The 23,466-nt window shown below is 67.1% G+C and carries 21 protein-coding genes; 12 read left to right on the forward strand and 9 right to left on the reverse strand.

Annotated features, from left to right (window positions below):
- Window position 1 precedes the first annotated feature (1 nt).
- The 3 genes from scpA to lipL are packed head-to-tail and all read left to right on the forward strand — an operon-like array spanning window position 2 to window position 4,607.
- On the forward strand, window positions 2-2,287 hold the full coding sequence (gene scpA / locus H7J93_RS04970; protein WP_267305182.1) for a methylmalonyl-CoA mutase: 2,286 nt from the start codon (window positions 2-4) through the stop codon (window positions 2,285-2,287).
- 11 nt (window positions 2,288-2,298) lie between these two features.
- Window positions 2,299-3,276: a methylmalonyl Co-A mutase-associated GTPase MeaB gene (gene meaB / locus H7J93_RS04975; protein WP_267305183.1), complete on the forward strand. Its 978-nt coding sequence runs from the start codon at window positions 2,299-2,301 to the stop codon at window positions 3,274-3,276.
- A gap of 59 nt (window positions 3,277-3,335) precedes the next feature.
- Window positions 3,336-4,607: an esterase/beta-lactamase LipL gene (gene lipL / locus H7J93_RS04980; RefSeq protein WP_267305184.1), complete on the forward strand. Its 1,272-nt coding sequence runs from the start codon at window positions 3,336-3,338 to the stop codon at window positions 4,605-4,607.
- 13 nt (window positions 4,608-4,620) lie between these two features.
- Here the strand turns inward: lipL and H7J93_RS04985 are convergent, their stop codons facing one another.
- Complete coding sequence (locus H7J93_RS04985) at window positions 4,621-5,358, reverse strand: hypothetical protein (protein ID WP_267305185.1); 738 nt, start codon at window positions 5,356-5,358, stop codon at window positions 4,621-4,623.
- A 43-nt stretch (window positions 5,359-5,401) separates the two neighbouring features.
- The gene (locus H7J93_RS04990; protein WP_083149549.1) at window positions 5,402-5,773 is read right to left on the reverse strand and encodes a transcriptional regulator; all 372 of its coding nucleotides are present in this window, start codon (window positions 5,771-5,773) and stop codon (window positions 5,402-5,404) included.
- Window positions 5,774-5,910: 137 nt separating this feature from the next.
- On the opposite strand from H7J93_RS04990, the gene H7J93_RS04995 reads away from it, so the two are divergent.
- Both H7J93_RS04995 and ileS read left to right on the forward strand, forming a co-directional pair.
- Complete coding sequence (locus tag H7J93_RS04995) at window positions 5,911-6,576, forward strand: condensation domain-containing protein (RefSeq protein WP_267305186.1); 666 nt, start codon at window positions 5,911-5,913, stop codon at window positions 6,574-6,576.
- Between the two features lie 281 nt (window positions 6,577-6,857).
- The gene (gene ileS, locus H7J93_RS05000) at window positions 6,858-9,971 is read left to right on the forward strand and encodes an isoleucine--tRNA ligase (RefSeq protein WP_267305187.1); all 3,114 of its coding nucleotides are present in this window, start codon (window positions 6,858-6,860) and stop codon (window positions 9,969-9,971) included.
- Here ileS and H7J93_RS05005 read toward each other — a convergent pair.
- Genes H7J93_RS05005 through H7J93_RS05015 form a run of 3 tightly spaced genes read right to left on the reverse strand, consistent with a single transcriptional unit; the run spans window position 9,964 to window position 11,974 of the window.
- The gene (locus H7J93_RS05005; RefSeq protein WP_267305314.1) at window positions 9,964-10,170 is read right to left on the reverse strand and encodes an RNA-binding S4 domain-containing protein; all 207 of its coding nucleotides are present in this window, start codon (window positions 10,168-10,170) and stop codon (window positions 9,964-9,966) included. The genes ileS and H7J93_RS05005 overlap by 8 nt on opposite strands.
- Window positions 10,171-10,175: 5 nt before the next feature.
- Window positions 10,176-11,228, reverse strand: coding sequence for a TIGR03617 family F420-dependent LLM class oxidoreductase (locus tag H7J93_RS05010; protein WP_267305188.1), 1,053 nt, complete (start codon window positions 11,226-11,228; stop codon window positions 10,176-10,178).
- Window positions 11,219-11,974: a ferritin-like domain-containing protein gene (locus H7J93_RS05015; protein ID WP_267305189.1), complete on the reverse strand. Its 756-nt coding sequence runs from the start codon at window positions 11,972-11,974 to the stop codon at window positions 11,219-11,221. Before H7J93_RS05015 ends, H7J93_RS05010 begins: the two co-directional genes overlap by 10 nt.
- Window positions 11,975-12,007: 33 nt before the next feature.
- Between H7J93_RS05015 and H7J93_RS05020 the strand changes: the two genes are divergently transcribed.
- Window positions 12,008-13,372: a DNA polymerase IV gene (locus H7J93_RS05020; protein WP_267305190.1), complete on the forward strand. Its 1,365-nt coding sequence runs from the start codon at window positions 12,008-12,010 to the stop codon at window positions 13,370-13,372.
- On the opposite strand, the gene H7J93_RS05025 is transcribed toward H7J93_RS05020, so the two are convergent.
- Together H7J93_RS05025 and H7J93_RS05030 are read right to left on the reverse strand one after the other, a co-directional pair.
- Window positions 13,354-13,812, reverse strand: coding sequence for a hypothetical protein (locus H7J93_RS05025; protein WP_267305191.1), 459 nt, complete (start codon window positions 13,810-13,812; stop codon window positions 13,354-13,356). The two genes, H7J93_RS05020 and H7J93_RS05025, sit on opposite strands and share 19 nt — an antisense overlap.
- Window positions 13,813-13,824: 12 nt before the next feature.
- Window positions 13,825-14,745 carry an asparaginase gene (locus tag H7J93_RS05030; protein ID WP_267305192.1) on the reverse strand — a complete coding sequence of 307 codons (921 nt, stop codon included), beginning with the start codon at window positions 14,743-14,745 and terminating at the stop codon, window positions 13,825-13,827.
- A 42-nt stretch (window positions 14,746-14,787) separates the two neighbouring features.
- On the opposite strand from H7J93_RS05030, the gene lspA reads away from it, so the two are divergent.
- The 6 genes from lspA to H7J93_RS05060 all read left to right on the forward strand — a co-directional run bounded on the left by lspA (window position 14,788) and on the right by H7J93_RS05060 (window position 21,857).
- On the forward strand, window positions 14,788-15,399 hold the full coding sequence (gene lspA, locus H7J93_RS05035; protein ID WP_372507784.1) for a signal peptidase II: 612 nt from the start codon (window positions 14,788-14,790) through the stop codon (window positions 15,397-15,399).
- On the forward strand, window positions 15,399-16,328 hold the full coding sequence (locus tag H7J93_RS05040; RefSeq protein ID WP_267305193.1) for an RluA family pseudouridine synthase: 930 nt from the start codon (window positions 15,399-15,401) through the stop codon (window positions 16,326-16,328). The genes lspA and H7J93_RS05040 overlap by 1 nt, the downstream gene beginning before the upstream one ends.
- Before the next feature lie 38 nt (window positions 16,329-16,366).
- Window positions 16,367-17,212 carry an EamA family transporter RarD gene (rarD, locus tag H7J93_RS05045; protein ID WP_372507789.1) on the forward strand — a complete coding sequence of 282 codons (846 nt, stop codon included), beginning with the start codon at window positions 16,367-16,369 and terminating at the stop codon, window positions 17,210-17,212.
- 46 nt (window positions 17,213-17,258) lie between these two features.
- Entirely contained in the window at window positions 17,259-17,441 is a 183-nt protein-coding gene (locus H7J93_RS05050; RefSeq protein WP_267305195.1) for a hypothetical protein, read from the forward strand.
- A 73-nt stretch (window positions 17,442-17,514) separates the two neighbouring features.
- Window positions 17,515-21,048: a DNA polymerase III subunit alpha gene (dnaE, locus tag H7J93_RS05055; RefSeq protein ID WP_267305196.1), complete on the forward strand. Its 3,534-nt coding sequence runs from the start codon at window positions 17,515-17,517 to the stop codon at window positions 21,046-21,048.
- The gene (locus H7J93_RS05060) at window positions 21,048-21,857 is read left to right on the forward strand and encodes an isocitrate lyase/PEP mutase family protein (protein WP_267305197.1); all 810 of its coding nucleotides are present in this window, start codon (window positions 21,048-21,050) and stop codon (window positions 21,855-21,857) included. Before dnaE ends, H7J93_RS05060 begins: the two co-directional genes overlap by 1 nt.
- On the opposite strand, the gene H7J93_RS05065 is transcribed toward H7J93_RS05060, so the two are convergent.
- The gene (locus H7J93_RS05065) at window positions 21,854-22,687 is read right to left on the reverse strand and encodes a class I SAM-dependent methyltransferase (protein WP_267305198.1); all 834 of its coding nucleotides are present in this window, start codon (window positions 22,685-22,687) and stop codon (window positions 21,854-21,856) included. The two genes, H7J93_RS05060 and H7J93_RS05065, sit on opposite strands and share 4 nt — an antisense overlap.
- Window positions 22,688-22,722: 35 nt before the next feature.
- The gene (locus H7J93_RS05070; RefSeq protein ID WP_372507785.1) at window positions 22,723-23,463 is read right to left on the reverse strand and encodes a hypothetical protein; all 741 of its coding nucleotides are present in this window, start codon (window positions 23,461-23,463) and stop codon (window positions 22,723-22,725) included.
- Window positions 23,464-23,466 lie beyond the last annotated feature (3 nt).

Consider the following 23,466-nt stretch of genomic DNA (forward strand, 5'->3'; position numbering starts at 1 on the left):
CATGACCGTATCCAATGTCGCCGGTCAGCCGGCTTCGGACGTGAAGCCGGGGGCCATCACCAACTTCGCCGAGGTGCCGCTCTACGGCGAGAAGACCGGTGAGCCCGCCACCGAAGCGGCGGTGACCGAGCACATCGCCGCGGCCGCTGCGGCGCACGGTTACACCGCCGATCAACTGGACTGGACCACCCCGGAGGGCATCGACGTCAAACCGGTGTACATCGCGGCCGACCGCGATGCGGCCGTCGACGCCGGCTACCCGTTGGACACCTTCCCTGGCGCACCGCCGTTCGTCCGGGGGCCGTACCCGACCATGTACGTCAATCAGCCGTGGACCATCCGCCAGTACGCCGGCTTCTCGACGGCGGCGGAGTCCAACGCGTTCTATCGTCGCAACCTGGCCGCGGGCCAGAAGGGTCTGTCGGTGGCGTTCGACCTCGCCACCCACCGCGGCTACGACTCCGACCATCCGCGCGTTCAGGGCGACGTCGGAATGGCCGGTGTGGCAATCGATTCCATCCTTGACATGCGGCAGCTGTTCGACGGTATCGACCTGTCCACCGTCTCGGTGTCGATGACGATGAACGGTGCGGTGCTGCCGATCCTCGCGCTCTACGTGGTCGCGGCCGAGGAGCAGGGGGTGCCGCCGGAGAAGCTGGCAGGGACCATCCAGAACGACATCCTCAAAGAGTTCATGGTCCGCAACACCTACATCTATCCGCCGAAGCCGTCGATGCGGGTGATCTCCGACATCTTCGGCTACACCAGCGCGAAGATGCCGAAGTTCAACTCGATCTCAATCTCCGGGTACCACATCCAAGAGGCCGGTGCCACAGCCGATCTCGAGCTCGCCTACACGCTGGCGGACGGTGTCGAGTACATCAAGGCGGGCCTGGACGCGGGGCTGGACATCGACAAGTTCGCGCCGCGGCTGTCCTTCTTCTGGGGCATCGGCATGAACTTCTTCATGGAGGTCGCCAAGCTGCGTGCGGGCCGGCTGCTGTGGAGTGAGCTGGTCGCGGAGTTCGGCCCGAAGAACGACAAATCGCTGTCGTTGCGCACCCACTCGCAGACGTCGGGATGGTCGTTGACCGCTCAGGATCCGTTCAACAACGTGGCGCGGACCTGCATCGAGGCGATGGCCGCGACTCAGGGGCACACCCAGTCGCTGCACACCAACGCCCTCGACGAGGCGCTCGCGCTGCCGACCGACTTCTCGGCGCGCATCGCCCGCAACACCCAGCTGCTGCTGCAGCAGGAGTCGGGGACCACGCGTCCGATCGACCCGTGGGGCGGTTCGTACTACGTCGAATGGCTCACCCATCAGCTGGCCGAGAAGGCCCGCGCGCACATCCGCGAGGTGAACGAGCACGGCGGTATGGCGCAGGCGATCAGCGACGGCATCCCGAAGATGCGCATCGAAGAGGCCGCCGCGCGCACCCAGGCACGCATCGACTCCGGCGCCCAACCCGTCATCGGGGTGAACAAGTACCAGGTCGACGAGGACCATGAGATCGAGGTCCTCAAGGTCGAGAACAGCCGGGTGCGCGCCGAGCAGATCGCCAAGCTCCAGAAGTTACGCGCCGAGCGCGACGAAGCGGCCACCCAGGCTGCGCTGGCCGAATTGACCAGGGCCGCAGGTGAATCCGAGGCAGCAGGCGAGGACGGCCTCGGGAACAATCTGATGGCGTTGGCCATCAACGCGGCCCGCGCACACGCGACGGTGGGCGAGATCTCCGACGCGCTGGAGAAGGTGTTCGGACGGCATCAGGCCGAGATCCGTACGATCGCAGGCGTCTACCGAGATGAGGTGGGGACGGTCAGCAATATCTCTACCGCAACGGAACTCGTGAACAAGTTCGCGGAGGCGGACGGTCGTCGGCCGCGCATCCTGGTCGCCAAGATGGGGCAGGACGGCCACGACCGCGGACAGAAGGTGATCGCGACCGCATTCGCCGACATCGGCTTCGACGTGGACGTCGGCTCGTTGTTCTCCACGCCCGAGGAGGTCGCGCGCCAGGCCGTCGACAACGACGTGCACGTGGTCGGGGTGTCGTCGTTGGCCGCTGGCCACCTGACGCTGGTGCCCGCGCTGCGCGAGGCGCTCGCCGAGGCGGGCAGGCCCGACATCATGATCGTGGTCGGCGGCGTGATCCCGCCGGGCGACTTCGACGAGTTGTACGCGGCGGGCGCGACCGCGATCTTCCCGCCCGGCACCGTCATCGCCGACGCCGCCATCGGCCTGCTGCACAAGCTCGCCGACCGGCTGGGCTACAAGCTGGCATAGCCCGGGGGTAGATGAACGCCATCGAGGACTTGGCCGCCGCGGTGCGCAACGGCGACCGTGCGGCGCTGCCCAAGGCCATCACGCTCGTCGAGTCCACCCGGGCCGACCATCGCGAACAGGCGCAGCAACTGCTGCTGGACCTGATGCCCGACGCGGGCAGCGCCATGCGCGTGGGGATCACCGGGGTGCCCGGCGTCGGCAAGTCCACGACCATCGAAGCGCTCGGCATGTACCTGATCGAGCAGGGGCACCGCGTCGCGGTACTGGCGGTCGACCCGTCCTCGACGCGCACCGGGGGATCGATCCTCGGGGACAAGACGCGGATGGCGAAACTGGCGGTGCACCCCGACGCCTACATCCGGCCGTCGCCGACCTCGGGCACCCTTGGCGGCGTCGCGCGGGCCACCCGCGAAACGATCGTGCTTCTGGAAGCGGCCGGGTACGACGTCATCCTGGTCGAGACGGTTGGCGTCGGGCAGTCCGAGGTGACCGTTTCCAACATGGTCGACACCTTCGTGTTCCTGACGCTGGCGCGCACCGGCGATCAGCTGCAGGGCATCAAGAAGGGTGTGCTGGAACTGGCCGACATCGTCGTGGTGAACAAGGCCGACGGTGAGCATGCGGTGGAGGCCAAGGCGGCGGCCCGTGAACTGACCGGCGCGATCCGACTGATCTATCCCCGCGAAACACTTTGGCGCCCACCGGTTCTCACGATGAGTGCGCTGACCGGCGACGGTCTGGTGGAGCTGTGGGAGACGGTGCTCAAACATCGCGAGGTGCTCACCGAGGCCGGCGAGTTCGAGGCGCGGCGGCGCACGCAGCAGGTCGAGTGGACCTGGTCGATGGTCCGCGACGCGGTGCTGGATCGTGTGCTGTCGCATCCTTCGGTTAAGAAGATCCGGGCCGACGTCGAGCGCCAGGTGCGGGACGGAAAATTGACGCCCGCGCTTGCTGCACAACGCATCCTGGAAGCATCCGACCTGCAGTAACTTAACTTTTCGGTAACGCTTCGTTTATTTGCCGGGGGGCCGGGTAAATTTAATTCATTGTGACGGGTGTCAAATCCGTGGAGCGCAGCGCGGCGCTCCCACGAGGGATTCAGGGCGCAGCGGACTCGAACTTTGCCTGCACCCTGTGCGCGTTCTCGAACCTGTTCCCCGGCCGCCGGTTCGGCGGTGGCGCCCTGTGCGTCTATCTCCACGGTGAACCCGTCGTCGATGTGTGGACCGGCTACGCCGACCGCCGCGGCACCGAATTCTGGACGGCCGACACCGGCGCCATGGTCTTCTCGGTCACCAAGGGTCTCGCGTCGACGGTGATCCATCGGCTCGCCGACCGCGGCCTGCTCGACTACGACACTCCGGTCAGCGAGTACTGGCCCGAGTTCGGGGCCAACGGCAAGTCCCACATCACGGTCCGCGACGTCATGCGGCATCGCGCCGGGCTGTCCCAGCTCAACGGTGTCAGCAAGTCCGAGCTGCTGGACCACCTCGCGATGGAGCAGCGGATCGCCGCCGCGCCGGTCAACCGCCTGCTGTACGGCCACCAGGCCTATCACGCTTTGACGTATGGCTGGCTGATGTCGGGGCTGGGTCGAGCCATCACCGGCAAGGGTATGCGCGACCTGATCCGCGAGGAGCTGGCCGAACCGTTGGACACCGATGGACTGCACCTGGGTCGTCCGCCCGCCTCGTCGCCGACTCGTCCCGCCCAAATCCTCGCTCCGCAGGGCACATTGGCCAATCCGATATTCAACTTCGTGGCGCCCCGGGTGGCCGCGCTCGGCGTGTCCGGGGTCTTCGGTTCGATGTACTTCCCCGGGATGAAGTCCGTTGTGCAGGGGGATACGCCGTTTCTGGACGCCGAGATTCCGGCGGCCAACGGAGTGACCACCGCGCGGGCGCTGGCAAAGATGTACGGGGCGATCGCCAACGGCGGACGGGTCAACGGCACACAGTTGCTGTCCCCGGAGCGGGTCGAGGGCCTGACCGGCGAGCGGAGCTTCGCGCCAGACCGCAACCTCTTCGTGCCGCTGTCCTTCCACCTCGGATACCACTCCGTGCCGATCCCCGGTGTGATGCCAGGTTTCGGGCACGCGGGGCTGGCCGGCTCGGTGGGATGGGCCGACCCGGAATCGGGGATGGCCTTCGGCTTCGTGCACAACCGGTTGCTGACGCGCATGGTGCTCGATCAGGCGACGTTCGCCGGCCTGCAGACCTTGATTCGCCGCGACGCCGCCCGCGCGCGCAGGCGGGGATACGACACGGTGCCCGCACTGGGAGCGCCCTACAAGAAGGTCACCCGGCCCGTCGCAGGTTAGATCAGCAGGTTAGTCAGCGGTCGGCCGTTGAGAACCATTTGGTCTTCTTGCGCCACGATTCCGCCGACGTGATGGCGAACCCGGCCCCGCACATGCACGCGAAGATCCACACCAGCGTGGAGCCGGCGTCCAAAGCCTGGAGCTGCGGAATGAAGGCGGTGGCCAGCCGGGTCAGGCAGGCAGCGATGCCCGCGGCCGACGAGACCAGGTAGATGTTGGCGACGGTGCGAGAGCGCGGATCCTGGCGCAGCACCAGCAGCGCTCGCGAGCCGTAGCCGAGCAGATAGATGAGGGTTCCGCACAACAGCAGCCAATAGATGTTCAGCCAGAAGTCTGTCGGCACCTGGAAGAAGTCGGCCTTGTAGATCTTGGCGCCGTTGCCCAGGGTGAACGCGACAAGGAGCAGCGGTATACACAACGTCGCGGGGTACTCGACGTACTGCTTGAACGACAGCCGGAGATCGTGGTCCTGCTGTAACCGGCCGAGCGCGTTGTAGACCACCGCGGACGCCGCGACGATGTAGAGGTCGTGGCCGATATAGTCCTCGAGGTTCCATTTACCGGTGAGGGAGTGCAGGAATACGCCGAGCGTTTCCGAGGCCCACGGCGACATGAGAAGTACGGCGCCGCCCTGCAAGGCGATGTTCAACGTTGCCGCGAACTCCCAACGGGAGGACCACGTGACGCGCCTAATCCACAGGCTCCATGCGATACAGCAAAGCGTTATCGCGATCAGAGAAGTGAGAGCCATAAGTGTCGCTTTCGAGCCGCAATGTACTCAGCAAAGTATAGGGCTACAGGGGCGGTGCGTCACTGCGCGGCTTGAGCTCGGACAGCTTCGGGGCGCGAGTCCGTTGGGTGGTGCGGGTGGCGGTGGCCTCGCGCAGTGCGGTGGGCGCGAAGGGTGAGGACTCGAGGTAGCTCCACACCTCCTGCTCGCTCATCAGGCCGAACCGAATCTGCAGGTCGGGGTAGCTGAGGCCGAATCTATCGGCTACGCGGCGCAATTCCTCGGCGTCGGGATAGTCGCTTTCTTTGATACGCCGGTAGTACGTACTGCTCGATGTGCCGAGCGCGTCGTAAATATCCTTGGCGTCAATATCGCCGTCCAGGAGATAGTCGAGCAGGGCTTTTAGCTGTCGGCCGTTCTCGTCTGTTCGGGGCACCTTACCCACGATAAAGCAATTTCCGACGAATGGGCAGGGGCAGCCGCAAACTGGAAGGCTTTGCCTTAATTGACACTGGCGTCACAGTTTCGGGAGCACTATCCCAAATATGGGACACCTGAGCTATCGTTGGCATTATGGTTGCTCCCCAGTTGCCGACAACGGCCAACGAGGTTTTCGAGGCTGTTTCCGACGCCGTTTCCGAACGTGCAATTCCAGCGATCCACATCGTGGATTACGACACTCCGGATGGTTCACGTCCCGCGGGCATGGCGCGGGTGTCGACGACGGATACCGAAGAACTCACCGCAGAACTGGACGGGGCCATCGAGTGGCTGGGCGTCGCTTCCGACGAGATTCTTCTCGCGGCCCTGGCCCGCACGATCGCCAGGACGCTAGGCGAGGGCACCGTCGCCGTCGATATCGCCAGTCAGCGCGGCAGCATGCTCGACGCGGTGCCGCTGACCTGTGCCACCGCCCGGCAGGTCGACGCCACCGAAATGCTGCGCAGCGTGTCGGCCATCCTCGCCTCGGCCACGGAGAGCGCTGCCGACGGGATGTCGGAGATGTACTTCAACTACCTGGGTGAGGTCCCCGAAGATGCGGTGCCGGTGCCGGTGCAGGAGACGCCGCCCGGGCTGGGCCACGCGCTGGAGATGCGGGTCTACCGCACCGGCGGCCTGGTGCACGTCGACTGGTGGTACGACACGAGCCAGTTCGAGCCCTACACCATCGAAGAGCTGGCCGAGCAGTTCCCGCGCGCGTTCTACGAAATGACCACGGACGCGCTGCCTGCCGGATAAGCGCTGGCGACCGCGCATTTCGTAGGATTTGCGCTCGTCATTAGAATCGACCACACGGCGTTGATCCGGCTATCACCGGGGAGCCTTCGGAAGAACGGCTGTTTTGGCTCAGTAGAACCGAACGGGTGGGCCCGTCATCGCCCGAAGTGAGCGGCGCACGTCGTCGATGTGCGCAAGCGGGGTGGTACCGCGGCGCTCGCGCACCGCGCGAGGTCGTCCCCGTGCCTTAGATGTGATGGGGCCTCCGAAGGCGGAGGCCGCAGATTGGGCACAGGAGACACGTGACCGCCTACCCGAAGCCGGCCGCCGGGGCACCCCACTTCCCGGCGCTGGAGGCCGACGTCCTGAACTACTGGGAGTCCGACGACACGTTCCGCGCCAGCATCGCGCGCCGCGAGGGATCGCCGGAGTACGTGTTCTACGACGGTCCGCCCTTCGCCAACGGCCTCCCGCACTACGGCCACCTGCTGACCGGCTATGTGAAGGACATCGTGCCGCGCTACCGCACCATGCGCGGCTACAAGGTGGACCGCCGCTTCGGCTGGGACACCCACGGCCTGCCCGCCGAACTTGAGGTCCAGCGCCAACTCGCGATCACCGACAAGGCGCAGATCGAGGAGATGGGCATCGAGAAGTTCAACGCGGCCTGCCGCGCGTCGGTGCTCAAGTACACCAACGAATGGCAGGCCTACGTCACGCGGCAGGCCCGCTGGGTGGACTTCGAAAACGATTACAAGACACTGGATCCCGGCTTCATGGAGTCGGTGATCTGGGCATTCAAACAACTGTGGGACAAGGGCCTGGCGTATGAGGGCAACCGGGTCCTCCCGTACTGCTGGAACGACGAGACGCCGCTGTCCAGCCATGAGCTGCGCATGGACGACGACGTCTACCAGAGCCGCCAGGATCCGGCGATCACCGTCGGTTTCCAGGTCAGCACAGGCGATTTGGCTGGCGCTTACCTGCTGATCTGGACGACGACGCCGTGGACGCTGCCGTCCAACCAGGCCGTCGCGGTGCACCCCGACGTGACCTACGTCGTCGTGGCGGGCCCCGACGGGAACCGCTACGTGCTGGCCGAGGCCCGGCTGGCGGCCTATGCGCGCGAACTCGGCGACGAGCCGGAGATCCTCGGCACCTACAGCGGCAGCGATCTGCTCGGTGTGCAGTATCTGCCGCCGTTCCCGTACTTCATGGACGCGCCGAACTCATTTCGGGTGTTGCCCGCCGACTTCGTCAGCACCGAGGACGGCACCGGCATCGTGCACATGTCGCCCGCGTACGGCGAGGACGACATGGCCACCGCATCGGCGGCCGACATCGTCGCCGTCACCCCGGTCGACTCCAAGGGCCGGTTCGACGCGACCGTGCCCGAGTACGCGGGCCAGCACGTCTTCGACGCCAACCCGCAGATCATCCGCGACCTGAAGAACCAGAGCCGCGCCGCTGCCGCGAACGGGGCGGTGCTACTGCGGCACGAGACCTACGAACACTCGTACCCGCACTGCTGGCGGTGCCGGAACCCGTTGATCTACCGGGCCGTATCGTCGTGGTTCATCAAGGTCACCGAATTCCGTGATCGGATGGTCGAGCTCAATCAGGAAATCACCTGGTATCCCGAGCACGTCAAGGACGGTCAGTTCGGCAAGTGGCTGCAGGGCGCCCGCGACTGGTCGATCTCTCGAAACCGCTACTGGGGCAGCCCCATTCCGGTCTGGAAGTCCGACGACCCGGCGTATCCACGCATCGACGTGTACGGCAGTCTCGACGAGCTCGAGCGCGACTTCGGCGTGCGCCCGACGGATCTGCACCGGCCCTTCATCGACGAACTGACCCGGCCCAACCCCGACGACCCGACCGGCCGGTCGACGATGCGGCGCATCGAGGACGTGTTCGACGTGTGGTTCGACTCCGGTTCGATGCCCTACGCCCAGGTGCACTATCCGTTCGAGAATGCGGATTGGTTCGACACCCACTTCCCGGGCGACTTCATCGTCGAGTACATCGGCCAGACCCGCGGCTGGTTCTACACGATGCACATCCTGGCGACCGCGCTGTTCGACCGTCCCGCGTTCAAAACCTGTGTCGCACACGGCATCGTGCTCGGTAACGACGGGCAGAAGATGAGCAAGTCGCTGCGCAACTACCCCGACGTCACCGAGGTGTTCGACCGCGACGGCTCCGACGCGATGCGCTGGTTCTTGATGGCATCGCCGATCCTTCGTGGCGGCAACCTGATCGTCACCGAACAGGGCATCCGCGAAGGCGTCCGCCAGGTACAGCTGCCGCTGTGGAACGCCTACACGTTCCTGGCGCTCTACGCCCCGAAGAAGGGGACGTGGCGCACCGACTCCACCCACGTGTTGGATCGCTACATCCTGGCCAAGCTCGCCGAGCTGCGTGACAGCCTCACCGAGTCGCTGGACGTCTGCGATATCTCGGGCGCCTGTGACCAGTTGCGCCAGTTCACCGATGCGTTGACGAATTGGTATGTGCGACGGTCACGTTCGCGGTTCTGGGAAGAGGATCCCGACGCCATCGACACACTGCACACCGTGCTCGAGGTGACGTGCAGGCTTGCCGCGCCGCTGCTTCCGCTCGTCACCGAGATCATCTGGCGCGGGGTGACCGGTGAACGCTCGGTGCATCTGACCGACTGGCCGGAAGCAGACCTCCTGCCGAAGGACCCGCAGTTGGTGGCCGATATGGACCTGGTCCGGGTGGTCGCCTCGGCGGGTTCGTCGCTGCGCAAGGCCAAGAAGCTGCGGGTGCGGTTGCCCTTGCCGAAACTCACGGTGGCCGTTGATGATCCGCGACGGCTCGAGCCGTACCGCGACATCATCGCCGACGAGCTCAACGTCAAGACGGTCGAGCTCACCGACGACATCGCCACCTACGGCCGTTTCGAGTTGACCGTCAACGCCAAGGTGGCCGGCCCTCGGTTGGGCCGCGACGTGCAGGCCGCCATCAAGGCCGTGAAGGCCGGCGAGGCCGTCGCCAACGACGACGGAACGCTGACCGCGGGACCGGCGGTGCTGCAGCCCGACGAGTACAGCTCCCGGCTGGTGGCCGCCGACCCCGAGTACACCGCGGCGCTGCCTGACGGCGCCGGACTGGTGGTGCTCGACGGCACGGTCACCGAGGAGCTCGAGGCCGAGGGCTGGGCCAAGGACCGCATCCGGGAACTGCAGGAGCTGCGGAAGTCGACGGGGCTGGACGTCTCGGATCGCATCTCCGTGGTGATGTCGGTGCCGCCCGCCCATCAGGACTGGGCGCGCACCCACAGCGAGCTCATCGCGCGCGAAATCCTCGCCACCAGCTTCGAATTCGGTGATCCGGAGGACGGCAGCGAGATCGGCGACGGCGTCTCGGTGGCCATCGCGAAGGTCAACTGACCCGAGCGCGACGGCCTTCGAACTCCACGATGTCGCCCGATCGCAGCTGTCGACCTCTGCGGCGCTCGACTAGTTCGTTGACGATAACCAGCCCGTCCGCGATTGCCGCCTTGGCGTCGGCTCCGCTGTCGATCAGCCCCGCCAGTTTCAAGAACTGGCCCAAGCGGATCGTCTCGTCGCGGATCGGCACATCGTTCACGCCGGTCACGTCGCCGACCGTCCGGTGACCCTGCCCGGGATCGCCTTGATGCGCCTGACCATCGCGGCGAATTCGTCGTCATCGTCCGGGTTGGGCGGCGTGTCGAGTGCGATCCCGTCGCAGACGCCGTCGTACCAGGACGCCAGCACGTCGGGTAGCTCGGCGTAAGTGCCCTGCGGGACGAGTCGGTCCATCACGTCGTCGGAGAGGACACCGGCCAGCGTCGACCATTCCTTGCGCCGGGTGTGCTCGCTGAGGCGGGCGGCGACGTCGTGCAACCCGAACAGCTCGAGCGTGCGTTGATAGGCCGGCGTGGAGTAGAGGAACGCCAGTTCCGCGCGCAGATCGTCGCGTGCGGCGGCGACGGCCGCCCGGTCACGTCCGGCGATCACCCGCGGCACCACCACCAGCTGCGGTCCGCCGTCGGTGCGGCCCTCCTTGGCCGCACCGGCGGCCAGTGCGGGCAGCACGTATTCGCGCAGCACCGCCGGGTGCGAACTGGTGGTGTGGGCGACGAAACCGTCGGCCACGGCGCCGGCAAGCGTGCACATCCTGCGGTTGACGCCGCCGGTCCAGATCGGCGGGGGAACCGTGCCGATCGGCCCGGGGTTGAAGTACGGCTGCAGGCGGGTGAACGTGTAGTGGCTGCCGTGGTAGTCCAGATTCCCGCCCTCGGCGAAGGCGGTGAAGATCGCGCGCAGCGACGCGACATAGTCGCGCAGCTGCGCGGCGGGGTCACTCCAGGGCATCGAGAAACGTCCGACGATGTTGCCCCGCACCTGCGTGGCGATTCCGAGCTGAAAGCGGCCCCCCGAGTAGCGGGCCAGCTCCCACGCAGCGCAGGCGGTGACCATCGGGCTGCGCGCGAAGGCGACGATCATGCTGGTTCGCACCACCAGCGTCGTGCTGTGCTCCAGGGCGAGCGTGCACACGGCGAACGGATCGCGCACCGTCTCGGAGATGTGAACACCGTCGAAGCCCATGTCCTCGATGCGCTGCACCTCGTCGGCCACCTCGCTCAGGTGCATGCTGGCCGGAAGTGACGTGACTACGTCCACGACGCCCACCTCCGGCGGGACATCACGGCCGCGGTCAAACGGGCGAAATCGCCGAGCACGTCGCGGACGAACCCGGTGCGGCGATAACCGATCGCGTCGAGCGCGCCCCGGTGATCGAACGCGACCACCACGGTCGCGCCCACGGCGACCAGCCACCACAGGCCGAGAGCCAGGGCGCGCAGCGGCGCAGGCGAATCGGCGAAACCGTCGCGCAGGCGGTCTCGCTGAAACCGCACGTGGGCGTGTTCGTCGTCGACGATGCGCGCCGCCACGGCACGGGTGACCGGGTCGGGGCCTGCCGACGCGAGGCCGCCGTAGTACGACAGCGCGACGACCTCGGCGACGGTCAACACCATCAACTCGGTACGCAACCCCATCAGCCGGCGCAGGCGCACGAACACCGCGTCCGACCAGTGCCTGCTCATGGGGGTGCCGCCGAGGTAGCCGAGCAGTCGCAACAGGAGCGCGGCGTGCTGCTGTTCCTCGGCGACGAAAAGGCCGATGGCGCGCACATATTCGGGGTCGCCGGCCCGCTGCGCGTTACGCAGCAACTGGCGCCCGTCGCCGCTTTCACCGAGCTGGAACCGCCGCACCGATTCGATCAGCGGACGCCGTACGGGCTCGGGGACGTCGCAGTCGGCGTCGAAGTCGATGGCAGCGTCCACCTCGGCGTGCACGGCTTCATTCGCCTCGAAGTGGTCGACCCATCGGCCGAAGGTGCTGAGCCGACCGACAGGTTGCGTCATGGACGCCAGGCTAGCGAAATAGCATCGGCGGATGTGGACGGTCGATGGGTACTGCATCTCGACATGGACGCGTTCTTCGCGTCCGTCGAGCAGCTGACCCGTCCCACCCTTCGTGGCCGGCCGGTCCTGGTCGGCGGGCTGGGCGGCCGCGGTGTGGTCGCGGGCGCCAGCTACGAGTCCAGGGTGTTCGGCGCCCGGTCCGCGATGCCCATGCACCAGGCCCGCCGGATGGTGGGCGCCGCCGCCGTCGTGCTGCCCCCACGCGGTGTCGTCTACGGCGTCGCCAGTCGCCGGGTGTTCGACACCGTGCGCAGCTTCGTGCCGGTGCTGGAACAGCTCTCGTTCGACGAGGCGTTCGCAGAGCCCGCCGAACTCGCCGGTGCATCGGAGGATGACGTCGAAGCGTTCTGCCGGATCGTGAAGTCGCGGGTGCTCGACGAGACCGGATTGATCGCGTCCGTGGGCGCCGGATCGGGTAAGCAGGTCGCCAAGATCGCCTCGGACCTCGCCAAACCCGACGGCGTGCGGGTGGTGGCCCGCAGCGAGGAGCGCACGCTGCTCAACGGGTTGCCCGTGCGCAGGCTGTGGGGCATCGGACCGGTCGCCGAGGAGAAATTGCACCGGCTCGGCATCGACACCATCGGCGCCTTCGCGGCGCTGAGCGATGCCGAGGCCGCCGACATCCTCGGCGGCGCCGTCGGCGCGGCGCTGCACCGGCTGGCGCAGGGAATCGACGACCGGCCCGTCGCCGAGAACTCGCCCGCCAAGCAGATCAGCGCGGAATCGACGTTCCCCGAGGACCTCACCACGCTCGATCAGCTCCGTGAAGCGGTGGCGCGCATCGGCGAACACGCGCACACCCGGCTGCAGAAGGACGGTCGCGGCGCCCGCACCATCACCGTCAAACTCAAGAAATCCGACATGAGCATCCTCACCCGGTCGGCCACCCTGCCGTACGCGACCACCGATGCCCCCACCCTGATCGCCACCGCGCGCCGACTGCTGCTGGACCCCATCGAGGTCGGCCCTATTCGCCTTGTCGGCGTTGGCTTTTCGGGCCTGTCAGAGGTGCAGCAGGAATCGCTGTTCCCGGATCTGGAGTTGGTGGCAGAGGAGGTCTCCAGCACCGGCCTGCCGCCGACGCTGACCGAAGCCGCCGCGACACCCCCGGCGTGGCGAGTCGGCGACGACGTCGCCCACAGCACTCACGGGCACGGCTGGGTGCAGGGCGCCGGCCACGGCGTGATGACCGTGCGTTTCGAGACCCGCAGCACCGGGCCAGGACCGGTGCGCACACTTCCGCACGACGATCCCGACGTCGTCCGGGCCAATCCCGTCGACAGCCTGGACTGGCCGGCCTACGTCGACGAGCTCAGCCGCTACCAGAGCTCGCCGTAGCCGGTGGCCAGGAGGAACCCGTGGTTGTCGTAGGTCTCGCAGCGCACGACGTCGTCGTCGTCGACCGCGCAGCTGGCGCCCCAGTTCTCCAGCCGGTGCCCGGCGGGTAGGACGTCGACGTCGCGGGTGAAGGTGGCGGTGTCGGAGTGGAGGTACTCTGCCGGGCCCCAACTGTTGACGACCGTCTGGTTGGTGCCTGCAGGCGCATCGGCGGGGACGGCGTCGCAGCCGACCGGACCGCCGTTGGGGCCGATGCCGCACGACCGGCCGTCGGGGGTCTTGAAGTACACGTAGTAGAAGTCCTGGGCGGTGGTGTATCGACCCTGGGCCACGGGGTAGTCGCGGATGTCGTCGTCGGGGGCCGGCTGGGCACCCGCGCTCGGCGCGGCCGTCAGGGCGAGGCCGACGATCCCGGCGGCGGCGACGTACGCAGCGTTCACCCCTCCTGCATATCAGCCCCAGCGGGCGAGCACATCGCCGAGCGGCGATCCGGCCGCCAGGGCGGCCATCAGCAGGACGCGGGCCTGCGGGGGACGTAGCCGCGGCACGAAAACCGCTCCGGCATCGGCGAGTTCGCGACCTGGCCCATATCCGGGACTGACCCGCCCCCCGGGCACCCGCGTCGACACCGCGACCGTCACACCGTTGCGGCAGTGCCGCCGCACGCCGTCGATCACCGCCGCGCCCGCATTGCCCGATCCCAGCGCCTCCAACACCAGACCCCGCGCACCGGCATCGACACATGCGTCCATCGCCGCGGTGTCACCGCCCGGATACACCGCGACGGTGTCGACCCGCGGCGCATCGGCCGCCCGGCCCGCCGCCAGTGACGGACGATTCTTCGGCGCGTCTGCGGTGAACGTCTCCGACACCGAGCCGACCGCGGTGCCGCGGAAGCTCTGTAGATCGTCCGTCGCCACCTTGTTCAGACCAAGCGGCTGCCATACCGTGCCCGCGAAACTGACGAGCACTCCGAGCCCCCGGGCCTGCGGGCTCGCCGCGACCGTCAACGCGTCGCGAAGGTTGCGGGGCCCGTCGGCATCGGGTGCGTCGGCGCTGCGCTGCGCACCGGTGAGCACCACGGGCATCTGACCGCCGTACGTCAGCTCCAGCCACAGCGCGGTTTCCTCCATGGTGTCGGTGCCGTGGGTGATCACCACGCCGTCGGCGTCGCGCAATTCGCCAACCGCCGCACCGATCCGATCCCAGTCGGCGGGTGTCAGCATCGAGCTGTCCACCGCCATCAGGTCGACGACCTGCACGTCGAGCCCCGCAGTGAGATCGGCTCCCGTGCGTGACGGACGTTTCACCCCGTCGTCGTCGGCGCTGGTGGCGATGGTGCCGCCGGTGGTGACGACGACGAGTCGAGTCATGGGTGGAATTGTCGTTCATTGTGGCTTTGGAATGATGGGGGAGTGACTGATGAATCCCCGGCGCCGGACGAGCCGCTGACGGGCGCCGGGGCACCGGCCGCCGTGGAAGCGCCTGCGCCGAGGCGTCGACTGCGCATGCTGCTGACCGTGGCCGGGTTGGTGCTGGTGGCCGACATCGTCACCAAGGTGCTCGCCGTCAAACTGCTGACCCCCGGACAACCGGTGTCGATCATCGGCGACACCGTGACCTGGACGCTGGTCCGCAATTCGGGTGCCGCGTTCTCGATGGCCACCGGCTACACCTGGGTGCTGACGCTGATCGCGACCGCGGTCGTCATCGGCATCATCTGGATGGGCCGAAGGCTGGTGTCGCCGTGGTGGGCGCTGGGATTGGGCATGATTCTCGGCGGGGCGATGGGCAACCTGGTCGATCGGTTCTTCCGGTCGCCCGGCCCGTTGCGCGGCCACGTCGTCGACTTCTTCTCGGTCGGATGGTGGCCGGTGTTCAACGTCGCCGACCCGTCAGTGGTCGGTGGGGCGATCCTGCTCGTCGCGCTTTCGGTGTTCGGGTTCGACTTCGACACGGTCGGAAGGCGTACGAACAAGCCTGAGACGGCCGACGCCGACGGCGCTGGGGACGGTGGCGGGGGCTGATGACCACCCGCTCGATGCCGGTCCCCGAGGGGCTGGCGGGTATGCGCGTCGACGCAGGTCTGGCGCGGCTGCTCGGGCTGTCACGCACCGCCGCCGCAGCCATTGCCGAAGACGGCGGTGTCGAGGTCGACGGCGCCCCGGCGGGCAAGTCCGACAAGCTGACCGCGGGCGCCTGGCTGGAGGTCCGGCTGCCGGAACCGCCTGCGCCGGTGGAGAACACGCCCGTCGAAATCGAAGGCATGTCGATCCTGTACTCGGATGCCGACATCGTCGCGGTCGACAAACCGCCCGGTGTCGCGGCGCATGCCACCGTCGGGTGGAGCGGGCCGACCGTGCTCGGTGGGCTGGCGGCGGCCGGGTTTCGCATCAGCACGTCGGGAATCCATGAGCGCCAGGGGATTGTGCATCGCCTCGACGTGGGTACGTCGGGTGTCATGGTGGTGGCACTGTCGGAGCGCGCGTACACGGTGCTCAAGCGTGCGTTCAAGCAGCGCACCGTCGAGAAGCGTTACCACGCACTGGTTCAGGGCCATCCCGATCCGTCCAGCGGAACCATCGACGCGCCGATCGGGCGGCACCGCGGCCACGACTGGAAGTTCGCCGTCACCGAGGGCGGCAGGCACAGCATCACTCACTACGACACGCTCGAGGCCCACCGGGCCGCAAGTCTGCTCGACGTCGAGCTGGAAACGGGCCGCACGCATCAGATCCGGGTGCACTTCGCCGCGCTGCACCACCCCTGCGCCGGTGACCTGACCTACGGTGCCGACCCCACGCTGGCGCGCAAGCTCGGGCTCGAGCGCCAATGGCTCCACGCGCGATCGCTGGCCTTCGCGCATCCCGCCGACGGTCGGCGCGTCGAGATCACCAGTCCCTATCCGGCGGACCTGCAGCACGCGCTCGATGTGCTGCGGAATCACGAACTGTGAGGACGTCCGGACTCCTCTTCGGCATCGGCGCCTACGCGATGTGGGGTGTGTTCCCCGCATTCTTCCCGCTGTTGGAACCGGCGAACGCGCTCGAGATCCTCGCCCACCGCATCGTGTGGACGTGCCTGCTGATGGTCGTCGTCATCGCGGCGGCCAGGCGGATGCGCGATCTCCGTGCGATCTCCGGCCGGGTGTGGCTGCTGCTGATCGCCGCGTCGGCGCTGATCTCCATCAACTGGGGTATCTACATCTACGCCGTCAACAACGGCCACGTCGTCGACGCCGCGCTGGGCTACTTCATCAACCCACTGGTCACTGTGGCGTTGGGGCTCTTGATCTTTCGCGAACGTCTCAACAGTGCTCAGTTCGCCGCGCTGGCCATCGCGCTGGTCGCCGTCGTGGTGTTCACCGTCGAGGTCGGCACACCGCCCGTGATCGGGCTCGGGCTCGCGTTGTCGTTCGGCCTCTACGGTGCGGTGAAGAAGGTGGTGCCCACCGATCCGCGGGTCAGTGTCGGGGTGGAAGCCGCAGTCGCTGCGCCGTTCGCGTTGGCCTACATCGCGGTGCTGGAGGGCGGCGGGCCGGGAACGTTCACCGATTTCGGTGCCGGCCACATCGCGTTGCTCATTCTGTCGGGTGTCGTGACGGCGCTGCCGTTGCTGCTGTTCGCCGCCGCGGCCCAGCGGCTGCCGCTGGTGACGATGGGGCTGATGTTCTACCTGACTCCTGCGATGCAGCTGACCTGGGGAGTGCTCGTCGGCCATGAACCGATGCCGCCCGCGCGCTGGTTCGGTTTCGGGCTCATCTGGCTGGCGCTCGTGGTGTTCAGCGCCGACGCCCTGTGGCGGGCGCGGGTCGGCCGCGCGGCACCCGACGCGATATAGGGAAACACCCGATTCCTCATCGTCTCGTGCGCCCTAGCGTGGAGGTATGAACGGGGTCTGGTTCGCGGCGATGGTCGCGGTCCTCGTGGGGGCTGGCGTCGTCGCCCAGCTGGGCTGGCAGCTGCCCGAAAAAGCAGAGGTCAAGCGGGTCTTCCGGCTGCACCGGCCGCGGTCGGGTCAGCTGCGGGCCGCGGCGTCCACGGCTGCTGCGTCCGCCGAGCCGCGGTAACCGACATCCCGGTAAGGACACGCACCGCGACACGCCGAGATCTGTCGGGGCACGGCAATAGACTGACGACCCTATGAACTCCCAGTCCTTCGTGCACCTGCACAACCACACCGAATATTCGATGCTGGACGGTGCCGCGAAGGTCAAGCCGATGCTGGCGGAGGCGCAGCGGCTCGAGATGACCGCGATCGGTATGACCGACCACGGAAACATGTTCGGCGCCAGCGAGTTCTACAACGCGGCGACAGAGGCGGGCATCAAGCCGATCATCGGTGTCGAGGCGTACATCGCACCGGGCTCGAGGTTCGAAACCAAGCGCATCCTGTGGGGTGACCCGTCCCAGAAGTCCGACGACGTCTCGGGCAGCGGGTCCTACACGCACATGACGATGGTCGCCGAGAACGCGACGGGGCTGCGCAACCTGTTCAAGCTGTCGTCGTTGGCGTCGTTCGAAGGTCAGCTCGGCAAATGGTCCCGCATGGACGCCGAACTGATCGCCGAGCATTCGGCGGGCATCATCGCCACGACCGGGTGTCCGTCGGGTGAGGTGCAGACCCGCCTGCGCCTGGGGCACGACCGCGAGGCGCTCGAGGCGGCCGCGAAGTGGCGCGAGATCTTCGGGCCGGAGAACTTCTTCCTCGAGCTGATGGACCACGGACTCGACATCGAGCGCCGCGTCCGCGAGGGGCTGCTCGAGATCGGCCAGAAGCTGGGTATTCCGCCGCTCGCCACCAACGACTGTCACTACGTCACGCGCGACGCCGCCCGTAACCACGAGGCGCTGCTGTGTGTGCAGACCGGTAAGACCCTGTCGGACCCGAACCGGTTCAAGTTCGACGGCGACGGCTACTACCTGAAGTCGGCCGCCGAGATGCGTGCGCTGTGGGACGGGGAGATCCCGGGCGCCTGCGACTCCACCCTGCTGATCGCCGAGCGGGTCCAGAGCTACGCGGAGGTCTGGACCCCGAAGGACCGGATGCCGATCTTTCCGGTGCCCGAGGGTCATGACCCCGATTCGTGGCTGCGACACGAGGTCGACGCCGGCCTGCGGCGGCGCTTCCCCGATTCGGAGGTGCCCGCCGAGTACCGCGACCGGGCCGACTACGAGATCAAGGTCATCTGCGAGAAGGGTTACCCGTCCTACTTCCTGATCGTCGCGGACCTGATCAACTACGCGCGCTCGGTGGACATCCGGGTGGGTCCCGGCCGCGGTTCGGCGGCGGGGTCGCTGGTCGCCTACGCGCTCGGCATCACCAATATCGACCCGATCCCGTACGGGCTGCTGTTCGAGCGGTTCCTCAACCCCGAACGCGTGTCGATGCCCGATATCGACATCGACTTCGACGACCGCCGCCGCGGCGAGATGCTGCGCTATGCCGCCAACAAATGGGGCAGCGACCGGGTCGCCCAGGTCATCACCTTCGGCACCATCAAAACCAAAGCAGCGCTCAAGGATTCGGCCCGCGTCAACTACGGCCAGCCCGGCTTCGCCATCGCGGACCGGATCACCAAGGCGCTACCTCCGCCGATCATGGCCAAGGATATTCCGCTCTCGGGTATCACCGACCCCTCCCATGAGCGGTACAAGGAGGCCGCCGAGGTTCGCGGCCTGATCGACACCGACCCCGACGTGCGCACCATCTACGAGACCGCCCGCGGCCTCGAGGGGCTGGTGCGCAACGCGGGTGTGCACGCCTGCGCGGTGATCATGAGCAGCGAGCCGTTGGTCGACGCGATTCCGCTGTGGAAGCGGCCGCAGGACGGCGCCATCATCACCGGCTGGGACTATCCGGCGTGCGAGGCCATCGGCCTGCTGAAGATGGACTTCCTCGGCCTGCGCAACCTCACCATCATCGGCGATGCCATCGAGAACATCCGGATCAACCGGGGCATCGACCTCGACCTCGAGTCGGTGCCGCTCGATGACGGGCCCACGTATGAACTGCTGGGCCGCGGTGACACGCTCGGGGTGTTCCAGCTCGACGGCGGCCCGATGCGCGACCTGCTGCGCCGCATGCAGCCGACGGAGTTCGAGGACGTCGTCGCCGTCATCGCGCTGTACCGGCCCGGACCCATGGGCATGAACGCCCACAACGACTACGCCGACCGCAAGAACGGCCGTCAGCCCATCAAGCCGATCCACCCCGAGCTGGAAGAGCCGCTGCGCGAGATCCTCGCCGAGACCTACGGCCTGATCGTCTACCAAGAGCAGATCATGCGCATCGCGCAGAAAGTGGCCAGCTACTCGCTGGCCCGAGCAGACATTCTGCGCAAGGCGATGGGCAAGAAGAAGCGCGAGGTCCTGGAGAAGGAGTTCGAAGGCTTCTCGGAAGGCATGAAAGCCAACGGCTTTTCGGCGGCGGCCATCAAGGCGCTGTGGGACACGGTGTTGCCGTTTGCCGACTACGCGTTCAACAAGTCGCACGCCGCGGGTTATGGGCTGGTGTCGTACTGGACGGCGTATCTGAAGGCCAACTACCCGGCCGAGTACATGGCAGGCCTGCTGACGTCGGTGGGCGACGACAAGGACAAGGCCGCCGTCTACCTCGCCGACTGCCGCAGGCTCGGCATCACCGTGCTGCCGCCCGATGTCAACGAGTCGAGCCTGAACTTCGCCTCGGTCGGCGAGGACATCCGCTACGGCCTGGGTGCGGTGCGCAACGTGGGCGCCAATGTGGTGGCCTCACTGATCAATTCGCGCACCGACAAGGGCAAGTTCATCGACTTCTCCGACTACCTCAACAAGATCGACATCGCGGCCTGCAACAAGAAGGTCACGGAATCGCTGATCAAGGCGGGTGCGTTCGACTCGCTGGGACATCCGCGTAAGGGACTGTTCCTCATTCACACCGATGCGGTCGATTCGGTGCTCGGCACGAAGAAGGCCGAGGCGATGGGACAGTTCGACCTGTTCGGTGGCGCGGATACGGCCACCGACGCGGTGTTCAGCATCAAGGTGCCCGAGGAGGAGTGGGAGGACAAGCACAAACTCGCGCTGGAGCGCGAGATGCTCGGCCTCTACGTGTCCGGGCATCCGCTCAACGGCATCGCCCATCTGTTGTCGGCGCAGGTCGACACGGCCATCCCGGCGATCCTCGACGGCGACATCGCCAACGACACGCAGGTGCGGATCGGCGGCATCCTGGCCTCGGTGAACAGGCGGGTCAACAAGAACGGGTTACCTTGGGCGTCAGCGCAGTTGGAAGACCTCACGGGTGGCATCGAGGTGTTGTTCTTCCCGCAGACGTATTCCACGTTCGGCGCCGAGATCGCCGACGACGCGGTGGTCCTGATCGGCGCCAAGGTCGCGATCCGTGACGACCGGATCTCGGTGATCGCCAACGACCTTGTGGTACCGGACTTTTCGAGCGCGCAGATCGATCGCCCGCTGGCGGTCACGCTGCCGACGCGGCAATGCACGGTCGACAAGGTCACCGCGCTGAAGCAGGTTCTCGCGCGTCATCCCGGCACGTCGCAGGTGCACCTGCGGTTGATCAGCGGCGAGCGCATCACCACGCTGGAACTGGATGCATCCCTGAGGGTGACGGCGTCGTCGGCGTTGATGGGCGATCTGAAAGCGCTGCTGGGCCCCGGCTGCCTGGGCTGATGTCTTTTCGCGAACTGCACGAGCAGGGCTGTTTCGTCATTCCGAATCCGTGGGATCGGGGCACGGCGATCGCGTTGGCGGCCATGGGGTTTCCGGCGCTGGCCACCACCAGTGCGGGCGCGTGCTTCGCGCAGGGACTGCCGGACACGCCGAGCGCGCTCGGCGTCGACGCGGCACTGCACAACATCGAAGAGATCGTGCGTGCGGTCGACCTGCCGGTCAACGCCGACTTCCAGGCGGGCTACGCCGACGATCTGGATGGTCTCGCCGCCAACGTCAGGCGATGCGTGGCAACCGGGGTCGCCGGCCTGTCCATCGAGGACGCGAGGGGCGGTGCCCAGGATCCCCTGTACCCGTTGCCCGAGGCGGTGGAACGGATCCGCGTCGCGCACGCGGCGATCGACGGGGCCGACGTGCTGCTGACTGCTCGTGCCGAATGCTTCCTGTACGGTCACCCGGATCCGCTGCGGGAGGCGATCGCCCGGCTGCAGGCGTACGCCGAGGCGGGTGCGGAGGTGTTGTACGCGCCGGGTGTGCGGACCAGGGAGGACATCGCCGCGATCGTCGACGCGCTGCGACCGTCGCCGGTCAACGTGTTGATGTCGTCGGACACCGGGCTGACGGTGAACGACCTGGCGCAACTCGGTGTGCGCCGGATCAGCGTCGGGTCCGCGTTGACGCGCGTCGCGTGGGGTGCGTTCCTGTCGGCCGCCCGCAAGATCGTGCACGACGGCTCCTTAGCGGGGCTGGCCGATGCCGCCGACTTCGGCGAACTGAACAGCCTGTTCGAGGCGTACCGCTTGCGCTAGAACGTGTAGCGCAGGATGCGCGCCTTGCGGGCGCCGGCTTTCGTCCTGCCCATCAACTTCGTCGGGATCCGAATCCAGGGTGGAAACAGCTCGACCTCCGGCTCGCCCGTCAGGCTGGCCTCCTCCACCAGCGTCATTCGTGGGTTCCACGTCTGCGGATAGTGCGCATCCTTGAAACCGGCGTAGCCCCACTGGCTTTCGACGTCCTTGAACATCTTCTGCGGGGTCAGCTTCACCGCGATGCGGCTGACCAGGCCGATGCGGCCGTAGTCGTTGAATGCCAGTTCACCGGAGGCGAAGTGGTCGGTGATGCGGCGGAAGATCCCGGCGATCTGCGACTCGGACAGGAAGGCGAACAGTCCGTCGGCGATCAGTATGGTCGGCCGGTCGGCCGGGATGGCGTCGGGCCAGTGCGCGTCGGCAAGCGATACGGGCACGGAGTGCGAGTGCGCATCGGCGGGGAGGACGTGGTCGCGTAGCGCCATGGTTCCGGGGAGGTCGACGCTGTACCAGTCGACCGACGGCGGCGGGCTGACGCCATAGAACCCGCTGTCGAGCCCGGCGCCGAGATCGACGACGACCGCGTCGGTATGATCGGCGACGAACATCCGCACCCGGTCGTCGAGCATCTTGGCGCGCAGCGCTGTCTGGCACACGACGCTGGTCTGCACGCCCAGCCCGGCGAAGTCGTAGTCGATCTTGCCGACGACGTCGTATGCCAGCCGATCGCCCAGGATGGGGCGCGGCCATTGGCTGTCCAGCGCGCGGGCGTACTCGGTGAGAAAGGCGGTCTGCTCAATCGGCGACAGTTCCGCGGTGGCGAGGCCCATGACTGCGACCGTACTCCGGTTTCGACGCTGAACGTTCAGCCCAAAACGTTCACCGCTCTTGCGATTACGAGCCCCAACGTGGTGAACGAGATGACCGCCTGCCCCGTCATCAACATCTTTGCCCGCCGGGTCATCGGCATGGTGTCGGTCGGTGAGAACGCCACCACGTTGGTGATGCTGACGTACAGGTAGTCGAAGAACTCCGGTCGCCAGTTCGGCGGCGCCAGTTCAGGTTCCGTCATCTGCGGGAACATGAAGTCGGGATAGGGCTTGCGCCCCTCGCGTCGTGCGAACGGCCCGCCGCGGTCCAGCTCCCAGTACCAGATCCCGAACGCGATGACTGTGGTGACGTATATCGCGCCGCCGCTTCCGAGCAGTACCGCGGCGTTATTGCTCACGTCGCCGGTGAGGATGCGGATGTTCAGGAACAGCGCGGACAGCGAGTTGTCCAGCGTGATGGCCGCCAACAGCAGATAGCTGGCCCACTGGCCGGACCTGGTGCGCCTCGACAACCGAAGCGGGTTCAGCCCGACAAGCACGACGACCAGCAGTATCTCGAGGACGATGAGCGGCCACCGCGGCACCACCGTGTAACTCCTCGGAATGGCGAGCTGCAGGCCGATGGCCACGAGCAGGGCGATCAACACCGGTATTCGGTTCTCGGGGTCACCGGAACGCAACCACGAGGGAACGCGTTCGTCGGCCCCGGAGGCCAGGCGCTCGGCGCGACGGACGAATTCCTCGACTGGATTCGAAGGTTCGGGGGTCGTGTCCACCAG

Source organism: Mycobacterium barrassiae (assembly GCF_025822765.1).
GTDB classification, from domain to species: domain Bacteria; phylum Actinomycetota; class Actinomycetes; order Mycobacteriales; family Mycobacteriaceae; genus Mycobacterium; species Mycobacterium barrassiae.

Bases quoted from the DNA above. Each gene is read 5' to 3' on its own strand.
- H7J93_RS05015 (WP_267305189.1), bottom strand. From the start codon at position 11,974: ATGACGCAACCTGTCGGTCGGCTCAGCACCTTCGGCCGATGGGTCGAC.
- H7J93_RS05065 (WP_267305198.1), bottom strand. From the start codon at position 22,687: ATGGGCCTCGCCACCGCGGAACTGTCGCCGATTGAGCAGACCGCCTTT.
- H7J93_RS05050 (WP_267305195.1), top strand. From the start codon at position 17,259: ATGAACGGGGTCTGGTTCGCGGCGATGGTCGCGGTCCTCGTGGGGGCT.
- dnaE (WP_267305196.1), top strand. From the start codon at position 17,515: ATGAACTCCCAGTCCTTCGTGCACCTGCACAACCACACCGAATATTCG.
- meaB (WP_267305183.1), top strand. From the start codon at position 2,299: ATGAACGCCATCGAGGACTTGGCCGCCGCGGTGCGCAACGGCGACCGT.
- H7J93_RS05030 (WP_267305192.1), bottom strand. From the start codon at position 14,745: ATGACTCGACTCGTCGTCGTCACCACCGGCGGCACCATCGCCACCAGC.
- rarD (WP_372507789.1), top strand. From the start codon at position 16,367: ATGTGGGGTGTGTTCCCCGCATTCTTCCCGCTGTTGGAACCGGCGAAC.
- scpA (WP_267305182.1), top strand. From the start codon at position 2: ATGACCGTATCCAATGTCGCCGGTCAGCCGGCTTCGGACGTGAAGCCG.
- H7J93_RS04985 (WP_267305185.1), bottom strand. From the start codon at position 5,358: ATGGCTCTCACTTCTCTGATCGCGATAACGCTTTGCTGTATCGCATGG.
- H7J93_RS04995 (WP_267305186.1), top strand. From the start codon at position 5,911: ATGGTTGCTCCCCAGTTGCCGACAACGGCCAACGAGGTTTTCGAGGCT.
- H7J93_RS05060 (WP_267305197.1), top strand. From the start codon at position 21,048: ATGTCTTTTCGCGAACTGCACGAGCAGGGCTGTTTCGTCATTCCGAAT.
- H7J93_RS05040 (WP_267305193.1), top strand. From the start codon at position 15,399: ATGACCACCCGCTCGATGCCGGTCCCCGAGGGGCTGGCGGGTATGCGC.